Source organism: Clavibacter nebraskensis NCPPB 2581 (assembly GCF_000355695.1).
GTDB classification, from domain to species: domain Bacteria; phylum Actinomycetota; class Actinomycetes; order Actinomycetales; family Microbacteriaceae; genus Clavibacter; species Clavibacter nebraskensis.
Window position 1 is genome coordinate 1,328,670 of sequence record NC_020891.1, and the last position, 16,959, is coordinate 1,345,628.

Below are 16,959 nucleotides of genomic sequence, written 5' to 3' on the forward strand. Positions count from 1 at the left end.
AGCCTAGCGATCGGCCTGGTCGCCCTTCGACGCGTCCGACCGGTTGGCGACGAGGTGCTGGAGCGAGTGCAGGCGCTCGCGCCCGGCGTCCCCGAGCTCGCCCGCCTCGACCCGGTCGACGATCTCCCAGTCGTGCGCCTCCGTGAGCGGGATCCCGCCCGGCGGCTCGCCCTCAGGCACGTGCGCGTAGCTGGCGAACGAGCGGAGGATGTTCGCCGGATCCACGTGCCCGAGCCCGAACGAGCGGACGCCCGGGGTGTCGATGATCCAGCCGTGGCCGCCGTCGGCGGTCTCGACGCGCATCGAGACGGTCGAGCTCGACGTGTGGCGGCCGCGCCCGGTGACCTGGTTGACGACGCCCGTGGCGCGCTTCGCATCCGGGACGAGCGCGTTGACGAGCGTCGACTTGCCGACGCCCGAGTGGCCGACGGCCACGGTCGTGCGATCCGCGAGGAGCGCGCGCAGCTCGTCGAGCGGCACGTCGTCCGAGCGGCTCAGCACGATCGGCACGTCGAGCACCCGGAAGTGGCCGGCGAAGGGCGCGGGGTCGGCGACGTCGGACTTGGTGATGCAGAGGATCGGCTGGATGCCGGCGTCGAACGCGGCCACCAGGTAGCGGTCGACGAGGCGCGCGCGCGGCTCGGGCTCGGCGGCCGCGACGACGATGAGCATCTGGTCGGCGTTGGCGACGATCACGCGCTCGACGGCGTCGGAGTCGTCGGCGCTGCGGCGGAGCAGCGTCCGACGCGGCGCGATGCGCACGATGCGCGACAGGCTGCCCTCGTCGCCCGAGGTGTCGCCCACGACGTCGACGCGGTCGTTCGTGACCACGGCCTTCTTGCCGAGCTCCCGGGCGCGCGTCGCGATGATCGTGTGCTCGTCGGGGGTGTCCTCGCCCACGAGCACGCCGAAGCGGCCGCGGTCGACCGTGAGCACGCGGCCCTCGACGGAGTCGGTGTGCCCGGGCCGCTGCTTGCTGCGCGGCTTGTTGCCCTTCGGGTTCGGCCGCACGCGCACCGAGGACTCGTCGTAGGCGTCCCAGACGCCGTCGTCCTCCTCCGGATCCGCGAGCCAGCTCACAGGAGCCCGCCGAGCCCGCCCGCGGTGCCCGGTCCGGTGATCCCGCCGAGCGTCAGGGGGTCGACGGCGGCCCGCGGCGCGCGGCCGAGGAGCGGGCCGAGCCACAGCTCCGGGAACTCGGGCAGCGTCTTGGCGGTCGTGCCGACGTCGTCGATCTCGACGCCTGGCACCGCCAGCCCGATGATCGCGCCCGCGGTCGCCATGCGGTGGTCCTCGTAGGCGCGCCACGGGCCGCCGTGCAGCGGGGCGGGCTCGATCGCGAGGCCGTCGTCGAGCTCCGTGACGGATCCGCCGAGCCCGGTGATCTCCGCCGCCAGCGCCGCGAGCCGGTCGGTCTCGTGCCCGCGCAGGTGCCCGATGCCCGTGATGCGGCTGGGCCCGTCGGCGAGGGCGGCGAGCGCCACCAGGGCGGGCGCGAGCTCGCCGCCGGTGCTGAGGTCGAGGTCGACGCCGGGGATCCGCCCGCCCGCCGCGAGACCCGGCCCGCCGTCGACGACGAGCGCGTCGCCCTCCCGCGTGACGGTCGCGCCGAACCGCGGCAGCAGGTGCGCGAGGTCGGCGCCGACCTGCGTCGTCTCCGCGGGCCAGTCGGGGACCTGGACGCGGCCGCCCGCGACGAGCGCGGCGGCGAGGAACGGCGCGGCGTTGGAGAGGTCCGGCTCGATCCGCACCTCGCGGCCGGCGATGGGGGAGGAAGGCACGATCCAGAGGCCGGGCTCCGGGCTCTCGATGACGACGCCGCGCTCGGCGAGCGTGCGGATCGTCATCTCGATGTGCGGCATGCTCGGCAGCTTCTGTCCGGTGTGGCGCAGCCGCAGCCCCTGGGCGAACCGGGGCGCGGCGAGCAGGAGGCCGGAGACGAACTGGCTGGAGGCGGACGCGTCGATGGCGATCTCGCCGCCCGGCACCTCGCCGGTGCCGTAGAGGCTGAACGGCAGCGCGCGGCGGCCGTCGTCGTTGACGTCGACCCCGAGGGCCCGGAGCGCCTCGATGGTGCCCCACATGGGGCGGCGCCGGGCGCTCGGGTCGCCGTCGAAGGAGACGGGCCCGAGGGCCAGCGCGGCGACGGGCGGGAGGAACCGCATCACGGTGCCGGCGAGGCCGCATTCGATGGTGATCCCGCCCGCGAGCTCCGCCGGGGTGATCCGCAGGTCCGGACCGAACGCGCCGTCGCCGTCGACCTCCTCGATCACGGTGCCGAGGGCCCGCAGCGCCTCGACCATGAGACGGGTGTCGCGCGAGCGGAGCGGCGCGCGCAGCGTGGAGGGCGAGTCGGCGAGGGCGGACAGGACCAGCTCGCGGTTCGTCAGGCTCTTGGATCCCGGCAGGGGCACGGTCGCGTCGAGCGGCCCGTCCGCTACGGGCGCTGCCCAGGGCCCGTCGTCCGTCGGCACGGGCGCATGGGTCCGGTCGTCGTCGTCGTACGGACTGAAGGTCGGACCGGAATACCTGAAGATCTCCATGGGTTCACCAGAGTACCGGGCACGCGTCCGGCAGGCCCGGATCCCGGGCCGGGAAGGATCACCCGTGATCACGAGGACAGCACCGGCGGCCCCGTCCGCCGAGCTCGTGCGCGCCGTAGAATCTGCCCTGATGGCCACTTCAGGGAACACCAGTCACGACGCGCCGGCCGAGACCACCGGGGGCGACGCGCCCACCGCATCCGCCGCGCCCGCGGAGCTCGTGGAGGCCGTGGTGCACTCCACCGAGGAGGCCGCCGACCACGCGGAGGCGGAGCGGGCCGAGGTCGAGGAGCCGCGCAAGGCCCAGCCCGGCGACAACCGCGAGCTCTTCGAGGAGCAGGCGCTCCCGTTCATTGACCAGCTGTACGCCGCGGGCCTGCGCATGACGCGCAATCCCGCCGACGCGCAGGACCTGGTCCAGGAGACGTTCGTGAAGGCGTACACGGCCTTCCACCAGTTCAAGCAGGGCACGAACCTCAAGGCCTGGCTGTACCGGATCCTCACGAACACCTTCATCAACAACTACCGCAAGAAGCAGCGGGACCCCTACAACGGCACCATCGACGAGCTCGAGGACTGGCAGCTGGGCGGCGCGACGAGCGCCACGGCCACCACCACGCGGTCCGCCGAGGCCGAGGCCATCGACCACCTCCCCGATAGCACCGTCAAGGACGCGCTGCAGTCCATCCCGGAGGACTTCCGCATGGCGGTCTACTTCGCGGACGTCGAGGGCTTCTCCTACCAGGAGATCGCCGACATCATGAAGACCCCCGTGGGCACCGTCATGAGCCGCCTGCACCGCGGCCGCCGGATGCTGCGGAGCCTGCTTTCCGACTACGCGCGCGAGCGGGGCATCTCCACCGCGCACCTCACTGGAGCGACCAAATGAGCGACTGCGGCTGCGACAAGGCCAAGAAGGATCTCGAGGAGTACCTGCACCACGAGCTAGACAAGGCGGACGCCGCCGACATCCGCGAGCACATGGCGAACTGCCCGGACTGCGCGCGCGAGCACCGCGTCGGCGTCGTCCTGCGCGACACCGTGCGCCGCGCCTGCACCGAGGCGGCACCCGAGGACCTGCGCACGCAGGTCATGGAGAAGCTGCGCGCCATCCAGGCCACGCACTGACCGGGGCGGCGCGGCTCTCCCGGTAATCTCGGGACGTGACCAACGCGATCCAGTCCCTCGGGACGCCCTCCCCGGACGACCTCACCGTCATCGTCGAGCTGCTCCGGCTGCTCGACTACGAGGTGGACGAGGAGCGCGTCGCCGCGCGGCTCTCCCGCATGACCGTCGCCGCCGGCCACGAGACGTGGGTGGTGCGCGACGACGCGGGGGCCATCGCGGGTCTCGCGGGCGGTCACCTCATGTGGGGCCTCGCCGACGACGAGCCCCTGGCGCAGCTGATCATCCTGGTCGTGCGCGAGGGACGCCAGGCGGGCGGCATCGGCTCCGACCTCATCCGCCACTACGAGGCGTGGGCGCGCGAGCACGGCGCGACGCGGTTCCTCGCGACCTCGGCGGCGGCGCGCGACAACGTCACGCGCTTCTACGCCCGCCGCGGCTACCACGCGTCTGGCATCCGCTACTCCAAGGTCGGCTGACCGCCTGCTGGCTCACCGCCAGCGTCATCGCCGGCACGACGAGAGGCCCGATCCCCTAGGGGACCGGGCCTCTAGTCATGCCGGGCGCGTGCCCGCGCGGATCACTCCGCGGTGGCCCGCGTGATCAGGTCCGTCTGCTCGGTCGCGTGCCGCTTGCTCGAGCCGGCGGCGGGCGACGCCGCGGACGGACGGGAGACGACGCGCACGGCGCGGTCGGGGATGACCCGGCCGAGCTCCACGTGCACGAACGGCCAGGCGCCCTGGTTCTCGGGCTCGTCCTGCACCCAGACGACCTCGGCGTCCGGGTACGACTCGACGACCCGGCGCACCTGCTCCTCGGGGAACGGGTAGAACTGCTCGAGCCGCACGAGGGCGATCGAGGTGTCCTGGCGCTTCTCGAGCTCGCCGAGCAGGTCGTAGTGCACCTTGCCGGAGTGGAGCAGGACGCGACGGACGGCGCCGCGGTCCTCGATGCGGACGTCGTCGATGACCGGCTCGAAGCGACCCGAGGTGAAGGCCTCGATGTCGCTCGTCGCGCCGCGCAGCCGCAGCATGGCCTTCGGCGTGAAGACCACGAGCGGGCGGCGGGGCCGCGAGTACGCCTGGCGGCGCAGCAGGTGGAAGTACGATGCGGGCGTCGAAGGACGAGCGACCGTCATGTTCTGCTCGGCGCACAGCTGCAGGAAGCGCTCGATGCGCGCCGACGAGTGGTCGGGACCCTGGCCCTCGTAGCCGTGCGGCAGGAGCAGCACGACGCTCGAGCGCTGGCCCCACTTCTGCTCAGCCGAGGAGATGAACTCGTCGATGATGGTCTGCGCGCCGTTGGCGAAGTCGCCGAACTGGGCCTCCCAGAGGACCAGCGCGTCGGGCCGCTCGACGGAGTAGCCGTACTCGAAGCCCATCGCCGCGTACTCGCTGAGCAGCGTGTCGTAGATCCAGAACCGCGCCTGGCGCTCGCTGAGGTTCGCGAGGGGCAGCCACTCCTGGCCGTTGTCGCGGTCGTGCAGCACGGCGTGGCGCTGCACGAACGTGCCGCGGCGCGAGTCCTGGCCCGCGAGGCGGACGGGGGTGTTCTCGAGCAGCAGGGAGCCGATGGCGAGCAGCTCGCCGAAGGCCCAGTCGATGGATCCGCTCCGGCTCATCTCCAGCCGCTTGCGCATGAGCGCCTGCAGCTTCGGGTGCACCGAGAAGCCCTGCGGCGGGTTGTCGTGCGCGTCGCCGACCGCCTGGATCACGGACTCGGACACGCCCGTGGTCTCGGGCTCGCCGTGACCGTCGTCCTGCTGGGAGTCGGGGCGCTCGAGGTCGGACACAGCACCCGCGTCGTCGGTCTGGATCGGGATGGACGAGGTCTGCGCCGCGTGCGTCTCCGCGAAGGCGCGCTCCAGGCGGTCCTGGAAGTCCTTCTGCGCCGCGTCGTACTCCTCCTGCGTGATGTCGCCGCGACCGACGAGCGCCTCCGTGTACAGCTTCCGCACCGAGCGCTTGGCCTCGATGAGGTTGTACATGAGCGGCTGGGTCATCGACGGGTCGTCGCCCTCGTTGTGGCCGCGACGGCGGTAGCAGACGAGGTCGATCACGACGTCCTTCTTGAACTCCTGGCGGAACTCGAAGGCGAGGTGCGCGACGCGCGCGACGGCCTCGGGGTCGTCGCCGTTCACGTGGAAGATCGGCGCCTGGATGCTCTTGGCCACGTCGGTCGAGTACACCGACGAGCGGGACTCGGACGGCGGCGTGGTGAAGCCGACCTGGTTGTTGATCACGATGTGCACCGTGCCGCCCGTGCGGTACGCGCGCAGCTGTGAGAGCTGGAGGGTCTCGAAGACCACGCCCTGGCCGGCCATCGAGGCGTCGCCGTGCACGAGGATCGGCAGGACGGAGAACGAGCCGATGGGCTTGCGGTCCTGCTTCGCGCGGACGATGCCCTCGAGCACGCCGTTGACGGCTTCGAGGTGCGACGGGTTCGCCGCGAGGTACACCGGCATCTCCTCGCCGTGGACGCCGCGGAAGGTGCCCTCGGTGCCGAGGTGGTACTTCACGTCGCCGGATCCCTGCACGGTGCGCGGGTCCTGCGTGCCCTCGAACTCCCGGAAGATCTGTCCATAGCTCTTGCCCGCGATGTTGGTGAGGACGTTGAGGCGGCCGCGGTGCGCCATGCCGATCGCGACCTCGTCGAGGCCGTGATCCGCCGCGCCCTGGAGGAGCGTGTCGAGGAGGGAGATGGTGGACTCGCCGCCCTCGAGGCTGAAGCGCTTCTGCCCGACGTACTTGGTCTGCAGGAACGTCTCGAACGCCTCGGACTCGTTGAGCTTCGAGAGGATGCGCATCTGCTCGTCGTGCGTGGGCTTCGCGTAGGGCTGCTCGACCTTGCCCTGGATCCAGCGGCGCTCGTCGGGCTGCTGGATGTGCATGTACTCGATGCCGATGGTGCGGCAGTACGAGTCGCGCAGGATGCCGAGCACGTCGCGGAGGAGGGCCTGGCGGCGGCCGCCGAAGCCGTCGGTGACGAACTCGCGGTCCAGGTCCCAGAAGGTGAGCCCGTGGTTCGTGATCTCGAGGTCCGGGTGCGTGCGCTGCTGGTACTCGAGCGGGTCGATGTCCGCCATGAGGTGCCCGCGGACGCGGTACGCGTTGATGAGCTCCTGCACGCGGCTGGTCTTGGAGACCCGCTCGGAGAGGTCGACGTTGATGTCGGTGGCCCACTGGATCGGGTCGTACGGGATGCGGAGCGCCGCGAAGATGTCCTCGTAGAAGCCGTGCTGGCCGATGAGGCGCTCGTGCACGATCTTCAGGAACTCGCCGGAGCCGGCGCCCTGGATGACGCGGTGGTCGTACGTGCTCGTGAGCGTGATGGTCTTGCCGATGCCGAGCTCGACGAGGGTCTTGGGGGAGGACCCCTGGAACTCGGCCGGGTACTCGAGGGCGCCGGCGCCGATGATGGCGCCCTGGCCCTTCATCAGGCGCGGGACGGAGTGGACCGTGCCGATGCCGCCGGGGTTGGTGAGCGAGATGGTGGTGCCGGCGAAGTCGCCCGCGGCGAGCTTGTTGCCGCGCGCCTTCTTCACGAGGTCCTCGTAGGCGGAGAGGAACTCGCCGAAGGTCATGGCCTCGGCGCCCTTGATGCTCGGGACGAGGAGCGCGCGCGTTCCGTCGGGCTTCGGCATGTCGATCGCGATGCCGAGGTTGATGTGCGCGGGGGAGACGACGCTGGGCTTGCCGTCGACCTCGTCGTAGTGCACGTTCTGGCTCGGGAACTCCTTGAGCGCCTGGATGAGCGCCCAGCCGATGAGGTGCGTGAAGGAGACCTTGCCGCCGCGGGCGCGCTTCAGGTGGTTGTTGATGACGATGCGGTTGTCGATCATCAGCTTCGCTGGGATGGTGCGGACGCTCGTCGCGGTCGGGATGGTGAGCGACGCGTCCATGTTGGTCGCGAGCGACTTCGCCATGCCGCGGAGGGGGGAGACCTCGTCCTCGCCGGGCGGGGTCGGCTCGGCGCCCTTCTTCGCCGGCGCCTGGGCGGGGATCGGCTGCTGCTTCGGGGCGATGCTCGTCGTGCGCGCCGCGGGCTGGGATCCGGTGGCGGGCTGCTGCGCCTGCGCGTCGGGCTGGCCGGCGGAGGCGGGGGGCGGCGTCGGCGCCGGGGATCCCGTGTTGGTCGTCGCGGGGGCGGAGGTGCTCTCCGCGTCCGGGATCTGCGCCTCGGCGGTCTGGTCGCCGGTGGCCGGGGTCGCCTCGCGGCCCTCGATCACGGTCGAGTGGTAGTTCTCGAGGATCGGCCACCAGCTGCGGTCGACCGAGTCCTTGTCGACCACGAACCTCTCGTACATCTCGTCGACGAGCCACTCGTTGGCTCCGAAGTCGCCCGTGGAACCGTCATCGGTCCCCGTACCAGTCACCTGGCTCGACACAGTTGATCGCCCGCTCTCTTGCTGTTGGTCGTCTGCCTCGCGCGGCCCGTTCGCGTGCCGCGCGTCCACGATCACCCAGCCTAAACCTTCCCCCGGTCGGGCCGCCGGGAGCGGCGCGTCGCGGTCGGCGCCGGGTCGACGGCCTGGTGCGGGGCCCGACGGCGGGGCTACCGTCGGGGCATGAGGTTCACCGGAGACGCTCCCGCCCACGACCTGACCTACTCGGACGTGTTCCTGAGCCCGGGCCGGTCCGACGTCGCGAGCCGCATGGACGTCGACCTCGCCCCGGGCGACGGCACGCCATGCACCATCCCGGTGGTCGCGAGCAACATGGGGTCGGTCACCGGCCCGCGGCTCGCCGCCGTGCTCGCCCGGCGCGGAGGCATCGGGATCCTGCCGCAGGACCTCCGCCCGCAGGAGCTGGACGCCGCGATCCGCCGGGTCAAGGACCAGCCGGTCGCCTACGACTCGCCGCTCGAGCTGCCGCCGGACGCGACCGCCGGGCAGGCGCGCGAGCTGCTGCCGCCCATCGCCGGCCACGGCATCGTCCTCCGGGACGCGGACGGGGAGATGGCCGGCTGCCTCGAGGGCACGCAGCTCGCCGGCGTCCCCGACGGCACCCGGCTCGGCGACCTCCCACACGGCGCGCTCGCCTCCCTCGACGCGGACGACGTGCCCACCGGCCGCGCGGCGTTCGAGCTGATGCACGCCGCCGGCATCGACTTCGCGCCCGTGCTGGCCCACGGCCGGCTCGTCGGCACGCTCAGCCGCCGCAGCGCGCTGCGGTCCACCGTCTACGCGCCCGCCCTCGACGGGCACGGGCGCCTCGCGGTGGGAGCCGCGGTCGGCGTCAACAGCGACCCCGTCGGCCGCGCCCGCGCGCTGCTGACCGCGGGTGTGGACGTGCTCGTCCTCGACACCGCGCACGGGCACCAGGAGGCGATGCTCCGGGCGATCCGCGACGTGCGCGCCCTCGACCCGCGCGTGCCCCTCGTCGCCGGCAACGTCGTCACGGCCGAGGGCGCGCGCGACCTCGTCGCGGCGGGCGCCGACATCGTCAAGGTCGGCGTCGGACCCGGCGCCATGTGCACCACCCGCATGATGACCGCGGTCGGCCGGCCGCAGTTCTCCGCCGTGCTGGACACGGCCGAGGCGGCTCGCGCCGCCGGCGCCCTCGTGTGGGCGGACGGGGGAGTGCGCTACCCGCGGGACGTCGCGCTCGCCCTCGCCGCGGGTGCCGCGAGCGTGATGATCGGCTCCTGGTTCGCGGGCACCGTCGAGTCGCCCGGCCGCCTGCTCGTCGACGACGACGGCGGACTCGCCAAGGAGAGCTGGGGCATGGCGTCGACGCGCGCCGTGCAGGAGCGGTTCGGCCGGCGCGAGGCGTTCGAGCTCGCCCGGCGCACGCTGTTCGCGGAGGGGATCTCCACCAGCCGCATCCGCATCGACCCGCTCCGCCCCGGCCTCGAGGACCTGCTCGACACGATCACGTCCGGCGTCCGCAGCGCGTTCACGTACGCCGGGGCGCGCACGCGGGCCGAGTTCGCCGAGCGGGCCGCCGTCGGGATCCAGTCCGCGGCGGGCTACGAGGAGGGCAAGCCCCTGCCGGTCGGCTGGTGAGCCTCGGTATGCTCGATGGACGATGGACGACCCCCCTCCTGCTCATAGACCCCTGCCGCGCGCGCCCCTCCGACTGAAGCCGGCCGCGCGCCCGGCGCCCGGGAGCAGCCCCCGTGCATGAATGGCTCCTCCTCGCCGCGGGTCTCGTCCTGACCCTCGGCACCGGCCTCTTCGTGGCCAGCGAGTTCGCGCTCGTCAACCTGGATCGCTCCGACCTCGAGAAGCGCCAGGAGCGCGGCGAGAAGCGGCTCGGCCCGCCCATCCGGGCGCTCCGCATCACCTCGACCCACCTCTCCAGCGCCCAGCTCGGCATCACGCTGACCACGCTCCTCACCGGCTACACGATGGAACCGGCGCTCAGCATGCTGCTCGGCGGCCCGCTCACGTCGGCGGGCCTCGCCGAGGGGCTCGTCTCCCCGGTGTCGACCGTCGTGGCGCTCGTCGTCGCGACGCTGCTGTCGATGATCGTCGGCGAGCTCGTGCCGAAGAACTTCGCGCTGGCCCTGCCGCGCGAGACGGCCAAGATCGTCATCCCGTTCCAGACCCTGTTCACGACGGTGTTCAAGCCTGCGGTGCTGCTGCTCAACAACAGCGCGAATGGGATCCTCCGGCTGGTCGGCATCGAGCCGAAGGAGGAGCTGTCGGGCGCCCGGAGCGCCGAGGAGCTGTCCTCGCTCGTCCGCCGCTCGGCGCTCGCCGGGCTCCTCGAGGACGACACGGCGATGCTCCTCAGCCGGACGCTCCGCTTCGCGGACCTCACGGCGTCCGACGTCATGACGCCGCGCCTCCGCGTGAAGTCGGTCGAGCGCACCGACAGCGCCCAGACCGTGATCGAGCTGGCCATGACCACCGGCTACTCGCGCTTCCCGGTCACGGACGACGGCGTGGACGACGTCATCGGCCTCGTTCACGTGAAGCAGGCCGTGGCCGTGCCGCGCGAGAAGCGCGCGCTCGTGCCCGTCACCGCGCTGCAGTCGGAGGCGATCCGCGTGCCCGAGACCATGAAGCTCGACGACCTCCTCGGCGAGCTGCGCGGCCGCGGGTTCCAGATGGCGGTCGTCGTCGACGAGTACGGCGGCACCGCCGGGGTCGCCACGCTCGAGGACCTGGTCGAGGAGCTGGTCGGCGAGCTCGCCGACGAGCACGACCGCACGCGCGCCGGCGTCGTCCGCTCGCGCGACTCGCTCACCTTCCCCGGCATGCTCCGACCCGACGAGCTCCTCGAGCGCACGGGCCTCCGCATCCCCGACGAGGGACCCTATGAGACCGCGGCGGGCTTCGTCATGAGCGAGCTCGGCCGCCTTCCCGTCGTCGGCGACGAGCTCGAGCTCGAGACCGGCACGCTGCGGGTCGAGCGGCTCGACGGCCGGCGCATCGACCGGATCCGCTTCACGCCCGTCCCCGAGCCCGTCGCCACCGCGGTGGGCACCACGCGCGCCGAGCGCCAGGCGGACCGCCAGGCCGAGCGGCAGGCCGACCGCGAGGCCGGACGACAGGCGGACGCGGCACGCGCCGCCGGCAGGAAGGAGCCGTCCCGTGGGTGAGTACGCCGGGGGGATCATCGCGCTCGTCGTGCTGCTCGCCGTCAACGCCTTCTTCGTCGGCGCCGAGTTCGCGGTCATCTCCGCGAAGCGGTCGCAGATCGAGCCGCGGGCGGAGGAGGGCAGCCGCGCGGCGCGCGTCACGCTCTACGCCATGGAGCACGCGACGCTCATGCTCGCGACGACGCAGCTCGGCATCACCGTGTGCTCGCTGCTGATCCTCAACGTGTCCGAGCCCGCGATCCACCATCTGCTGGAGATCCCGCTGGGCGCCACCGGGCTGCCCGAGGAGGCGATCTCCACGATCGCGTTCGTCATAGCGCTGCTCATCGTGTCGTTCCTGCACGTGGTGCTCGGCGAGATGGTGCCGAAGAACATCTCGTTCTCCGTTCCGGACCGGGCCGCGCTGCTGCTCGCGCCGCCGCTTGTCGGGATCGCCCGGGTCGTCAAGCCGCTCATCGTGGCCCTCAACGCGATCTCCAACGCCGTGCTCCGCCTGGCCAAGGTCGAGCCGAAGGACGAGGCCGCGAGCGCGTTCACGCTCGACGAGGTGCAGGGCATCGTCGACCAGTCGACCCGCGAGGGGCTGCTGGAGGACCGGACGGGCGCGCTCACCGCGGCGTTCGAGTTCACGGGGAAGAAGGTGCAGGACATCGCGATCCCGCTGGGCGCCCTGGTCAGCCTGCCCGAGACCGCGTCGCCGTCCGAGGTCGAGCGCGCCGTCGCGCGGCACGGCTTCTCACGGTACGTGATCGTCGACGAGGCGGGGGAGCCGACCGGCTACCTGCACCTCAAGGACGTCATCGACCTCGACGAGGCCGACGAGTTCGTGCGTCCCGTGCCGGCCAAGCGGATCCGCCAGCTCGTGTCGGTCTTCGAGGGCACCGAGCTCGAGGACGCCCTCGCGATGATGCGCCGCTCCGGCGCCCACCTCGCGCGCGCCTTCACCGAGGCCGGCGGGACGACGGGCGTGCTGTTCCTGGAGGACATCATCGAGGAGCTCGTCGGCGAGGTGCAGGACGCCACCCGGCGGGTCTGACCCCGTCCGCGACGACGGCCCGGCACCCCAGGGGGATGCCGGGCCGTCGTCGTCGGGCTCGGAGGGTCAGGCCGCCCAGCGCGCGCGGTCGTACTGCTTGGGCCAGTAGTCGATCTCCACGCCCAGCTCGTGCGCGGCCCGCAGCGCGAAGTGCGGGTCCCGGAGCATCTCGCGGCCGAGCATCACGGCGTCCGCGCGGCCCTCGGCGACGACGGCCTCGGCCTGCGCGGGCTCGGTGATGAGGCCCACGGCGTTGAGCGCCACCTTCGCGTGTTCCTTCACGTACTCGGCGAAGGGCACCTGGTAACCGGGCGCGACGGGGATGGTGACGCCCGTGGTGTTCCCGCCGGTGGAGATGTCGAAGAAGTCGGCGCCGTGCTCGGCGGCCCACCCGGCGACCGTCGCGGTCTGCTGCTCGTCCCAGCCGGCGTCGCCCGCCCAGTCGGTGGCGGAGAAGCGCACCAGCAGCGGCACGTCGGGGACCTCGGCGCGCATGGCGTCGATCACCTGGAGCAGCAGGCGCGCCCGGTTCTCCAGGCTGCCGCCGAACTCGTCGTCGCGGTGGTTGCTGAGGGGCGAGAGGAACTGGTGCAGGAGGTAGCCGTGCGCGGCGTGGAGCTCGAGCACGTCGAAGCCGGCGTCGACCGCGCGGCGGGCGGCCGCGGCGAAGTCGTCGACGACCTTGCGGATCCCGTCGGCGTCGAGCGCGACGGGCGTGCCGTATCCGGGGAACGGCTCGGCGGACGGGGCGACGGTCTCCCAGCCGCCCTCCTCGGCGGGCATGGTGCCGCGGCCCGAGAACGAGTAGGTGGAGGCCTTCCGGCCGGCGTGGGCGAGCTGGATCGCGGCGACCGCGCCCATCGAGTGGATGAAGTCGACGATCGGCGCCCACGCGTCGCGCTGCGCGTCGTCCCAGATGCCGGTGTCCTCGGGCGTGATGCGCGCCTCGGGGCTCACACCCGTGGCCTCCGCCATCACGAGCCCCGCGCCGCCGCGCGCGAACGAGCCGAGGTGCGCGAGGTGCCAGGCGCCCGGGACGCCGTCGCGCGCGTCGATGCTGTACTGGCACATGGGCGCGACCCAGATGCGGTTGCGGGCGGTGACGCCGCGGACGGTGATCGGCTCGAAGAGCGGGGACGTGGTCATGGGGATCCTTCCAGGCGGACGGCGGCGCGGATCCTCGAGGGAGGCGCGGCGCGCGGGGACGGGCGGAGGGCGTCATCGGCCTCATGGTCCCAAGGCCCGGCGCGGCCGCCGCATTCCCGCGCGCCTATCGTGAGGGCATGAGCGACGCGCACGACGACCACGCACCCGACGGCTGGATCCGGCAGGACGCCGCACGGACCCGCCGGGCGATCCGCCTCCCGCGGGACGACGACGACAAGTACACGCGCGGCGTGCTCGGCGTGCGGACCGGCTCCGACCGCTACCCGGGCGCCGCGGTCCTCGGCGTCGAGGCGGCCGCGCGCACGGGCGTCGGCATGGTCCGCTACCTCGGCCCTGCGGGCGCGTCCGCCTCCGTGCTCGCCCGCCGCCCCGAGGTCGTCACGGCGGACGGCCGCGTGCAAGCGTGGCTCGTCGGATCCGGCATGGACCAGGCGCACCGCGACGACGCCGCGACCGACGCGATCGTCGCGGCGCTCCAGCAGGGCCTGCCGTCGGTCGTCGACGCGGGCGCGCTCGACCTGGTCGGCCGCGCGACGGGTCCCGTCGTGGTCACGCCCCACTTCCGCGAGCTGTCGAGGCTGCTCCACGGCGCCGGGATCCGGGCGACGGCGGAGGAGATCGCGGAGGACGCGCCGGGCTGGGCCGAGCGCGCGGCGCGGGAGCTCGGCGTCTGCGTGCTGCTCAAGGGCGCGACCACCTTCGTGGTCTGCGGGTCCGCGCGCATCGCGGTGCGCGCCGGGACGCCGTGGCTCGCGACGGCGGGCTCGGGCGACGTCCTGGGCGGCGCGCTCGGCGCGCTCGTCGCCAGCGGGTCGACGCGCATCGCCGAGGCGGCGGATCCCCTCGCGGCCCTCGCCGAGGTCGCCGCGGCCGCCACGTGGCTGCACGGCCGCGCGGGCGACCTCGCATCCGGCGGCGGACCGATCACGGCCCTCGACGTCGCCGAGGCGATGCCGAGGGCCGTGCGGGAGACGCTGGCGGGATCCGGCGGCTAGGCCTTCGCGACGTCGAGCGAGAACTCCACGGAGCCGTGGTCCTCGACCGTCACGAAGCCGAGGCTCGGCGCCTGCACGCCGAAGTCCTGGAACGTGATGGGGATGGAGCCCACGATCTGCCCGCCGTCGGACGTGAAGCTCGCCTGCATCTGCGCGGTCACGCTCTTCGTCACGCCGTGCAGGGTCAGGTCGCCGGTCACATCGTACGTCGCCGGGACGCCCGCCTCGACGCCATCGGCGGCGATCGGCTGGGTGAGCGTGAAGGTCGCGGTCGGGAAGTCGCCCGTCTTCATCGCCTCGTTCTGGAAGTACGCGTCGCGCGGCGGCTGGTCGGTGTGGATCTTGGTCACGTCCACCGTCATCGTGCCCTTCGTGACCTGGGATCCGTCGACCGTGATGTCGCCCGTGACGGCGTCCGTCCGGCCGTTCACGGTGACGGGCGTGCCGTTCAGCACCTCGTCGACGCGGTACCCGGCGTAGGACGACCCGCCGACGGTCCAGTCGCCGGACAGGTCGCCGAGCGCGCCGCCCGCCGCCGGCGTCGACGCCAGGGTGGGGGCCGCGTCGGGCGTGCCCGCCAGCTGCTTGTAGATGGGGCCGCCGAACGCCGCGAAGGCGCCGACGAGGACGACCACGCCGCCCGCGACCCCGATGGTGATCTTGGTCTTCTTGTCCATGACGCTGCTCCTCCGTGCGATGAGGGCGGGCGCCGAGCCCTGCCCTTCCTTTGAACTTTCAAGTACTCAGGGAGTCTCGCGGGCTCCCGCGCGCGGCGTCGTCCGCCGTCCACAGGCCGCCGCCATCGGTAGCCTGGTCGCACAGCCGGTCGCCGGCCGGGCGCCCGCCCGGATCACCGCCGCCGCCGACCATCGGGGGTCCCCATGCTCGTCGCCTTCTCCGTCGCACCCAGCGGGGGCGACGCGCCCGACGCCTCCGTGCACGACGCCGTGGCCGCCGCCGTCGCGGTCGTCCGCGCCTCCGGCCTGCCGAACCGCACCGACGCCATGTTCACCACCATCGAGGGCGGCTGGGACGAGGTCTTCGACGTCGTCCGCCGGGCGACCGAGGCCGTCGCGCCCTTCGGCACGCGCGTGTCGCTCGTGCTCAAGGCGGACATCCGCCCCGGCTACGAGGGCGAGCTGACGGGCAAGCTCGACCGCCTGGAGCAGGCGCTCGAGGCGCGCGGGACCGAGGCCTGACGCCGGTGGACGACGCGGGACGGGATCCCGACCGCCGGTAGGCTCGTCGGGTGAATCCCCCCTCCTCCGGGCGGGCGACCCTGTCGCCGGCCCGCGTCCGCATCGCCCTGCTCGCCCTCGCGATGGGCGGGTTCGCCATCGGCACCACCGAGTTCGTCGCCATGGGGCTGCTGCCGCAGCTCGCGGCCGACCTGCTGCCCGAGGTGGCCGCGCGCTCGGCGGAGGCCGCCAACGCGCAGGCAGGCACGCTCATCAGCGCGTACGCCCTCGGCGTCGTGGTGGGCGCGCCGACCATCGCCGCGGCCTCGGCCCGGGCGCCCCGGCGGAAGCTCCTGCTCTGGCTGCTCCTCGCCTTCACGCTCGGCACGGTGCTCAGCGCCATCCTCCCGAGCTTCGGCCTCGTGGTCGTCGCGCGGTTCCTCGCCGGCCTGCCGCACGGCGCCTACTTCGGGATCGCGTCGCTCGTCGCGGCGCAGCTCATGGGGGAGGGCAAGAGGGCACGGGGCGTCGCCTTCGTGCTCGCGGGGCTCACGATCGCCAACGTCATCGGCGTGCCCATCGTCACATGGATCGGGCAGAACGCCGGTTGGCGCGTCGCCTACCTCGTGGTCGCCGCGATCTTCGCCGCCACCTTCGCGGCCGTCTTCCTCGCGGTGCCGGCGCAGGACGGCAACCCCGAGGCCACGCTCCGGCGCGAGCTCCGCGCGTTCACGCGGCTGCAGGTCTGGCTCGCGCTCCTCATCGGCGCGATCGGCTTCGGGGGCTTCTTCGCCGTCTACACGTTCGTGGCGCCCATGGTCACGGAGGTGACGGGGCTGCCCGAGTGGTCGGTGCCGCTCGCGCTCGTGGTCGTGGGACTCGGCATGACGGTCGGCAACCTGGCGGGCGGCTGGTGGGCGGACCGCGACGTGAAGGCGGCGCTGCTCTCGCTCTTCGGGCTGCTGATCGCGTCGCTCGTGGGCCTCGTGCTCACCGCGTCGAACCCGGTGGGCCTGTTCGCCTTCCTGTTCCTCATCGGCGGGTCGGCGGCGGCGCTGTCGCCCGGGATCCAGATCCGGCTGATGGACGTCGCGCACGACTCGCAGTCCATCGCCGCCGCGCTCAACCACTCGGCGCTCAACACGGGCAACGCGGTCGGCGCGGCGCTCGGCGGCGTGACGGTCGCGGCGGGGCTCGGCTACACGTCGCCTGCGCTCGTGGGCGTGGGGCTCAGCGTGGCCGGGCTCCTCATCGCTCTGGCGAGCTTCGGGCTCGACCGGCACCGACGCGCGTCCCGCCGGGCGGCGGACGGCGGACGGCCCACCACGCAGCCGATCGCGCTCGGCGGCTGAGCCGCGGGCACG

General features: G+C 73.0%; 14 protein-coding genes. 9 read left to right on the top strand and 5 right to left on the bottom strand.

The window, feature by feature from the left end; all coding sequences use genetic code 11:
* Positions 1-3: 3 nt before the first annotated feature.
* Together rsgA and aroA are read right to left on the bottom strand one after the other, a co-directional pair.
* Positions 4-1,080 carry a ribosome small subunit-dependent GTPase A gene (gene rsgA, locus CMN_RS06310; RefSeq protein WP_015490006.1) on the bottom strand — a complete coding sequence of 359 codons (1,077 nt, stop codon included), beginning with the start codon at positions 1,078-1,080 and terminating at the stop codon, positions 4-6.
* A complete protein-coding gene (gene aroA / locus CMN_RS06315; protein WP_015490007.1) occupies positions 1,077-2,543 on the bottom strand; it encodes a 3-phosphoshikimate 1-carboxyvinyltransferase in 1,467 nt (488 codons plus the stop codon). The genes rsgA and aroA overlap by 4 nt, the downstream gene beginning before the upstream one ends.
* 130 nt (positions 2,544-2,673) lie before the next feature.
* Between aroA and CMN_RS06320 the strand changes: the two genes are divergently transcribed.
* From CMN_RS06320 to CMN_RS06330, 3 genes are read left to right on the top strand one after another with little or no spacing between them, the layout of a single operon-like run.
* A complete protein-coding gene (locus CMN_RS06320) occupies positions 2,674-3,432 on the top strand; it encodes a sigma-70 family RNA polymerase sigma factor (protein ID WP_269446369.1) in 759 nt (252 codons plus the stop codon).
* Positions 3,429-3,671 (top strand): mycothiol system anti-sigma-R factor, encoded by a 243-nt coding sequence (gene rsrA / locus CMN_RS06325; RefSeq protein WP_015490009.1) that lies wholly within the window; start codon positions 3,429-3,431, stop codon positions 3,669-3,671. Before CMN_RS06320 ends, rsrA begins: the two co-directional genes overlap by 4 nt.
* A gap of 35 nt (positions 3,672-3,706) precedes the next feature.
* Positions 3,707-4,147: a GNAT family N-acetyltransferase gene (locus CMN_RS06330; RefSeq protein ID WP_015490010.1), complete on the top strand. Its 441-nt coding sequence runs from the start codon at positions 3,707-3,709 to the stop codon at positions 4,145-4,147.
* Between the two features lie 101 nt (positions 4,148-4,248).
* Here the strand turns inward: CMN_RS06330 and CMN_RS06335 are convergent, their stop codons facing one another.
* Positions 4,249-8,055: a multifunctional oxoglutarate decarboxylase/oxoglutarate dehydrogenase thiamine pyrophosphate-binding subunit/dihydrolipoyllysine-residue succinyltransferase subunit gene (locus CMN_RS06335; protein WP_015490011.1), complete on the bottom strand. Its 3,807-nt coding sequence runs from the start codon at positions 8,053-8,055 to the stop codon at positions 4,249-4,251.
* Positions 8,056-8,235: 180 nt separating this feature from the next.
* On the opposite strand from CMN_RS06335, the gene guaB1 reads away from it, so the two are divergent.
* The 3 genes from guaB1 to CMN_RS06350 all read left to right on the top strand — a co-directional run bounded on the left by guaB1 (position 8,236) and on the right by CMN_RS06350 (position 12,255).
* Positions 8,236-9,675 carry a GMP reductase gene (guaB1, locus tag CMN_RS06340; RefSeq protein ID WP_015490012.1) on the top strand — a complete coding sequence of 480 codons (1,440 nt, stop codon included), beginning with the start codon at positions 8,236-8,238 and terminating at the stop codon, positions 9,673-9,675.
* Positions 9,676-9,788: 113 nt separating this feature from the next.
* Positions 9,789-11,219 (top strand): hemolysin family protein, encoded by a 1,431-nt coding sequence (locus CMN_RS06345; protein WP_015490013.1) that lies wholly within the window; start codon positions 9,789-9,791, stop codon positions 11,217-11,219.
* Positions 11,212-12,255, top strand: coding sequence for a hemolysin family protein (locus CMN_RS06350; protein ID WP_015490014.1), 1,044 nt, complete (start codon positions 11,212-11,214; stop codon positions 12,253-12,255). Before CMN_RS06345 ends, CMN_RS06350 begins: the two co-directional genes overlap by 8 nt.
* Before the next feature lie 66 nt (positions 12,256-12,321).
* Here CMN_RS06350 and CMN_RS06355 read toward each other — a convergent pair whose 3' ends face one another.
* Entirely contained in the window at positions 12,322-13,401 is a 1,080-nt protein-coding gene (locus CMN_RS06355; RefSeq protein ID WP_015490015.1) for an NADH:flavin oxidoreductase/NADH oxidase, read from the bottom strand.
* A 137-nt stretch (positions 13,402-13,538) separates the two neighbouring features.
* On the opposite strand from CMN_RS06355, the gene CMN_RS06360 reads away from it, so the two are divergent.
* The gene (locus CMN_RS06360) at positions 13,539-14,417 is read left to right on the top strand and encodes an ADP-dependent NAD(P)H-hydrate dehydratase (RefSeq protein ID WP_015490016.1); all 879 of its coding nucleotides are present in this window, start codon (positions 13,539-13,541) and stop codon (positions 14,415-14,417) included.
* On the opposite strand, the gene CMN_RS06365 is transcribed toward CMN_RS06360, so the two are convergent.
* On the bottom strand, positions 14,414-15,094 hold the full coding sequence (locus tag CMN_RS06365) for a YceI family protein (protein ID WP_015490017.1): 681 nt from the start codon (positions 15,092-15,094) through the stop codon (positions 14,414-14,416). The two genes, CMN_RS06360 and CMN_RS06365, sit on opposite strands and share 4 nt — an antisense overlap.
* 204 nt (positions 15,095-15,298) lie before the next feature.
* Between CMN_RS06365 and CMN_RS06370 the strand changes: the two genes are divergently transcribed.
* Together CMN_RS06370 and CMN_RS06375 are read left to right on the top strand one after the other, a co-directional pair.
* Entirely contained in the window at positions 15,299-15,616 is a 318-nt protein-coding gene (locus CMN_RS06370) for a thiamine-binding protein (RefSeq protein ID WP_015490018.1), read from the top strand.
* 50 nt (positions 15,617-15,666) lie between these two features.
* On the top strand, positions 15,667-16,947 hold the full coding sequence (locus tag CMN_RS06375; RefSeq protein ID WP_015490019.1) for an MFS transporter: 1,281 nt from the start codon (positions 15,667-15,669) through the stop codon (positions 16,945-16,947).
* Positions 16,948-16,959: the final 12 nt, after the last annotated feature.

What these genes read in the sequence shown, in the direction of transcription:
- aroA (WP_015490007.1), bottom strand. Translation starts at nt 2,543, where the DNA reads ATGGAGATCTTCAGGTATTCCGGTCCGACCTTCAGTCCGTACGACGAC.
- CMN_RS06320 (WP_269446369.1), top strand. Translation starts at nt 2,674, where the DNA reads ATGGCCACTTCAGGGAACACCAGTCACGACGCGCCGGCCGAGACCACC.
- rsrA (WP_015490009.1), top strand. Translation starts at nt 3,429, where the DNA reads ATGAGCGACTGCGGCTGCGACAAGGCCAAGAAGGATCTCGAGGAGTAC.
- guaB1 (WP_015490012.1), top strand. Translation starts at nt 8,236, where the DNA reads ATGAGGTTCACCGGAGACGCTCCCGCCCACGACCTGACCTACTCGGAC.
- CMN_RS06355 (WP_015490015.1), bottom strand. Translation starts at nt 13,401, where the DNA reads ATGACCACGTCCCCGCTCTTCGAGCCGATCACCGTCCGCGGCGTCACC.
- CMN_RS06360 (WP_015490016.1), top strand. Translation starts at nt 13,539, where the DNA reads ATGAGCGACGCGCACGACGACCACGCACCCGACGGCTGGATCCGGCAG.
- CMN_RS06365 (WP_015490017.1), bottom strand. Translation starts at nt 15,094, where the DNA reads ATGGACAAGAAGACCAAGATCACCATCGGGGTCGCGGGCGGCGTGGTC.
- CMN_RS06370 (WP_015490018.1), top strand. Translation starts at nt 15,299, where the DNA reads ATGCTCGTCGCCTTCTCCGTCGCACCCAGCGGGGGCGACGCGCCCGAC.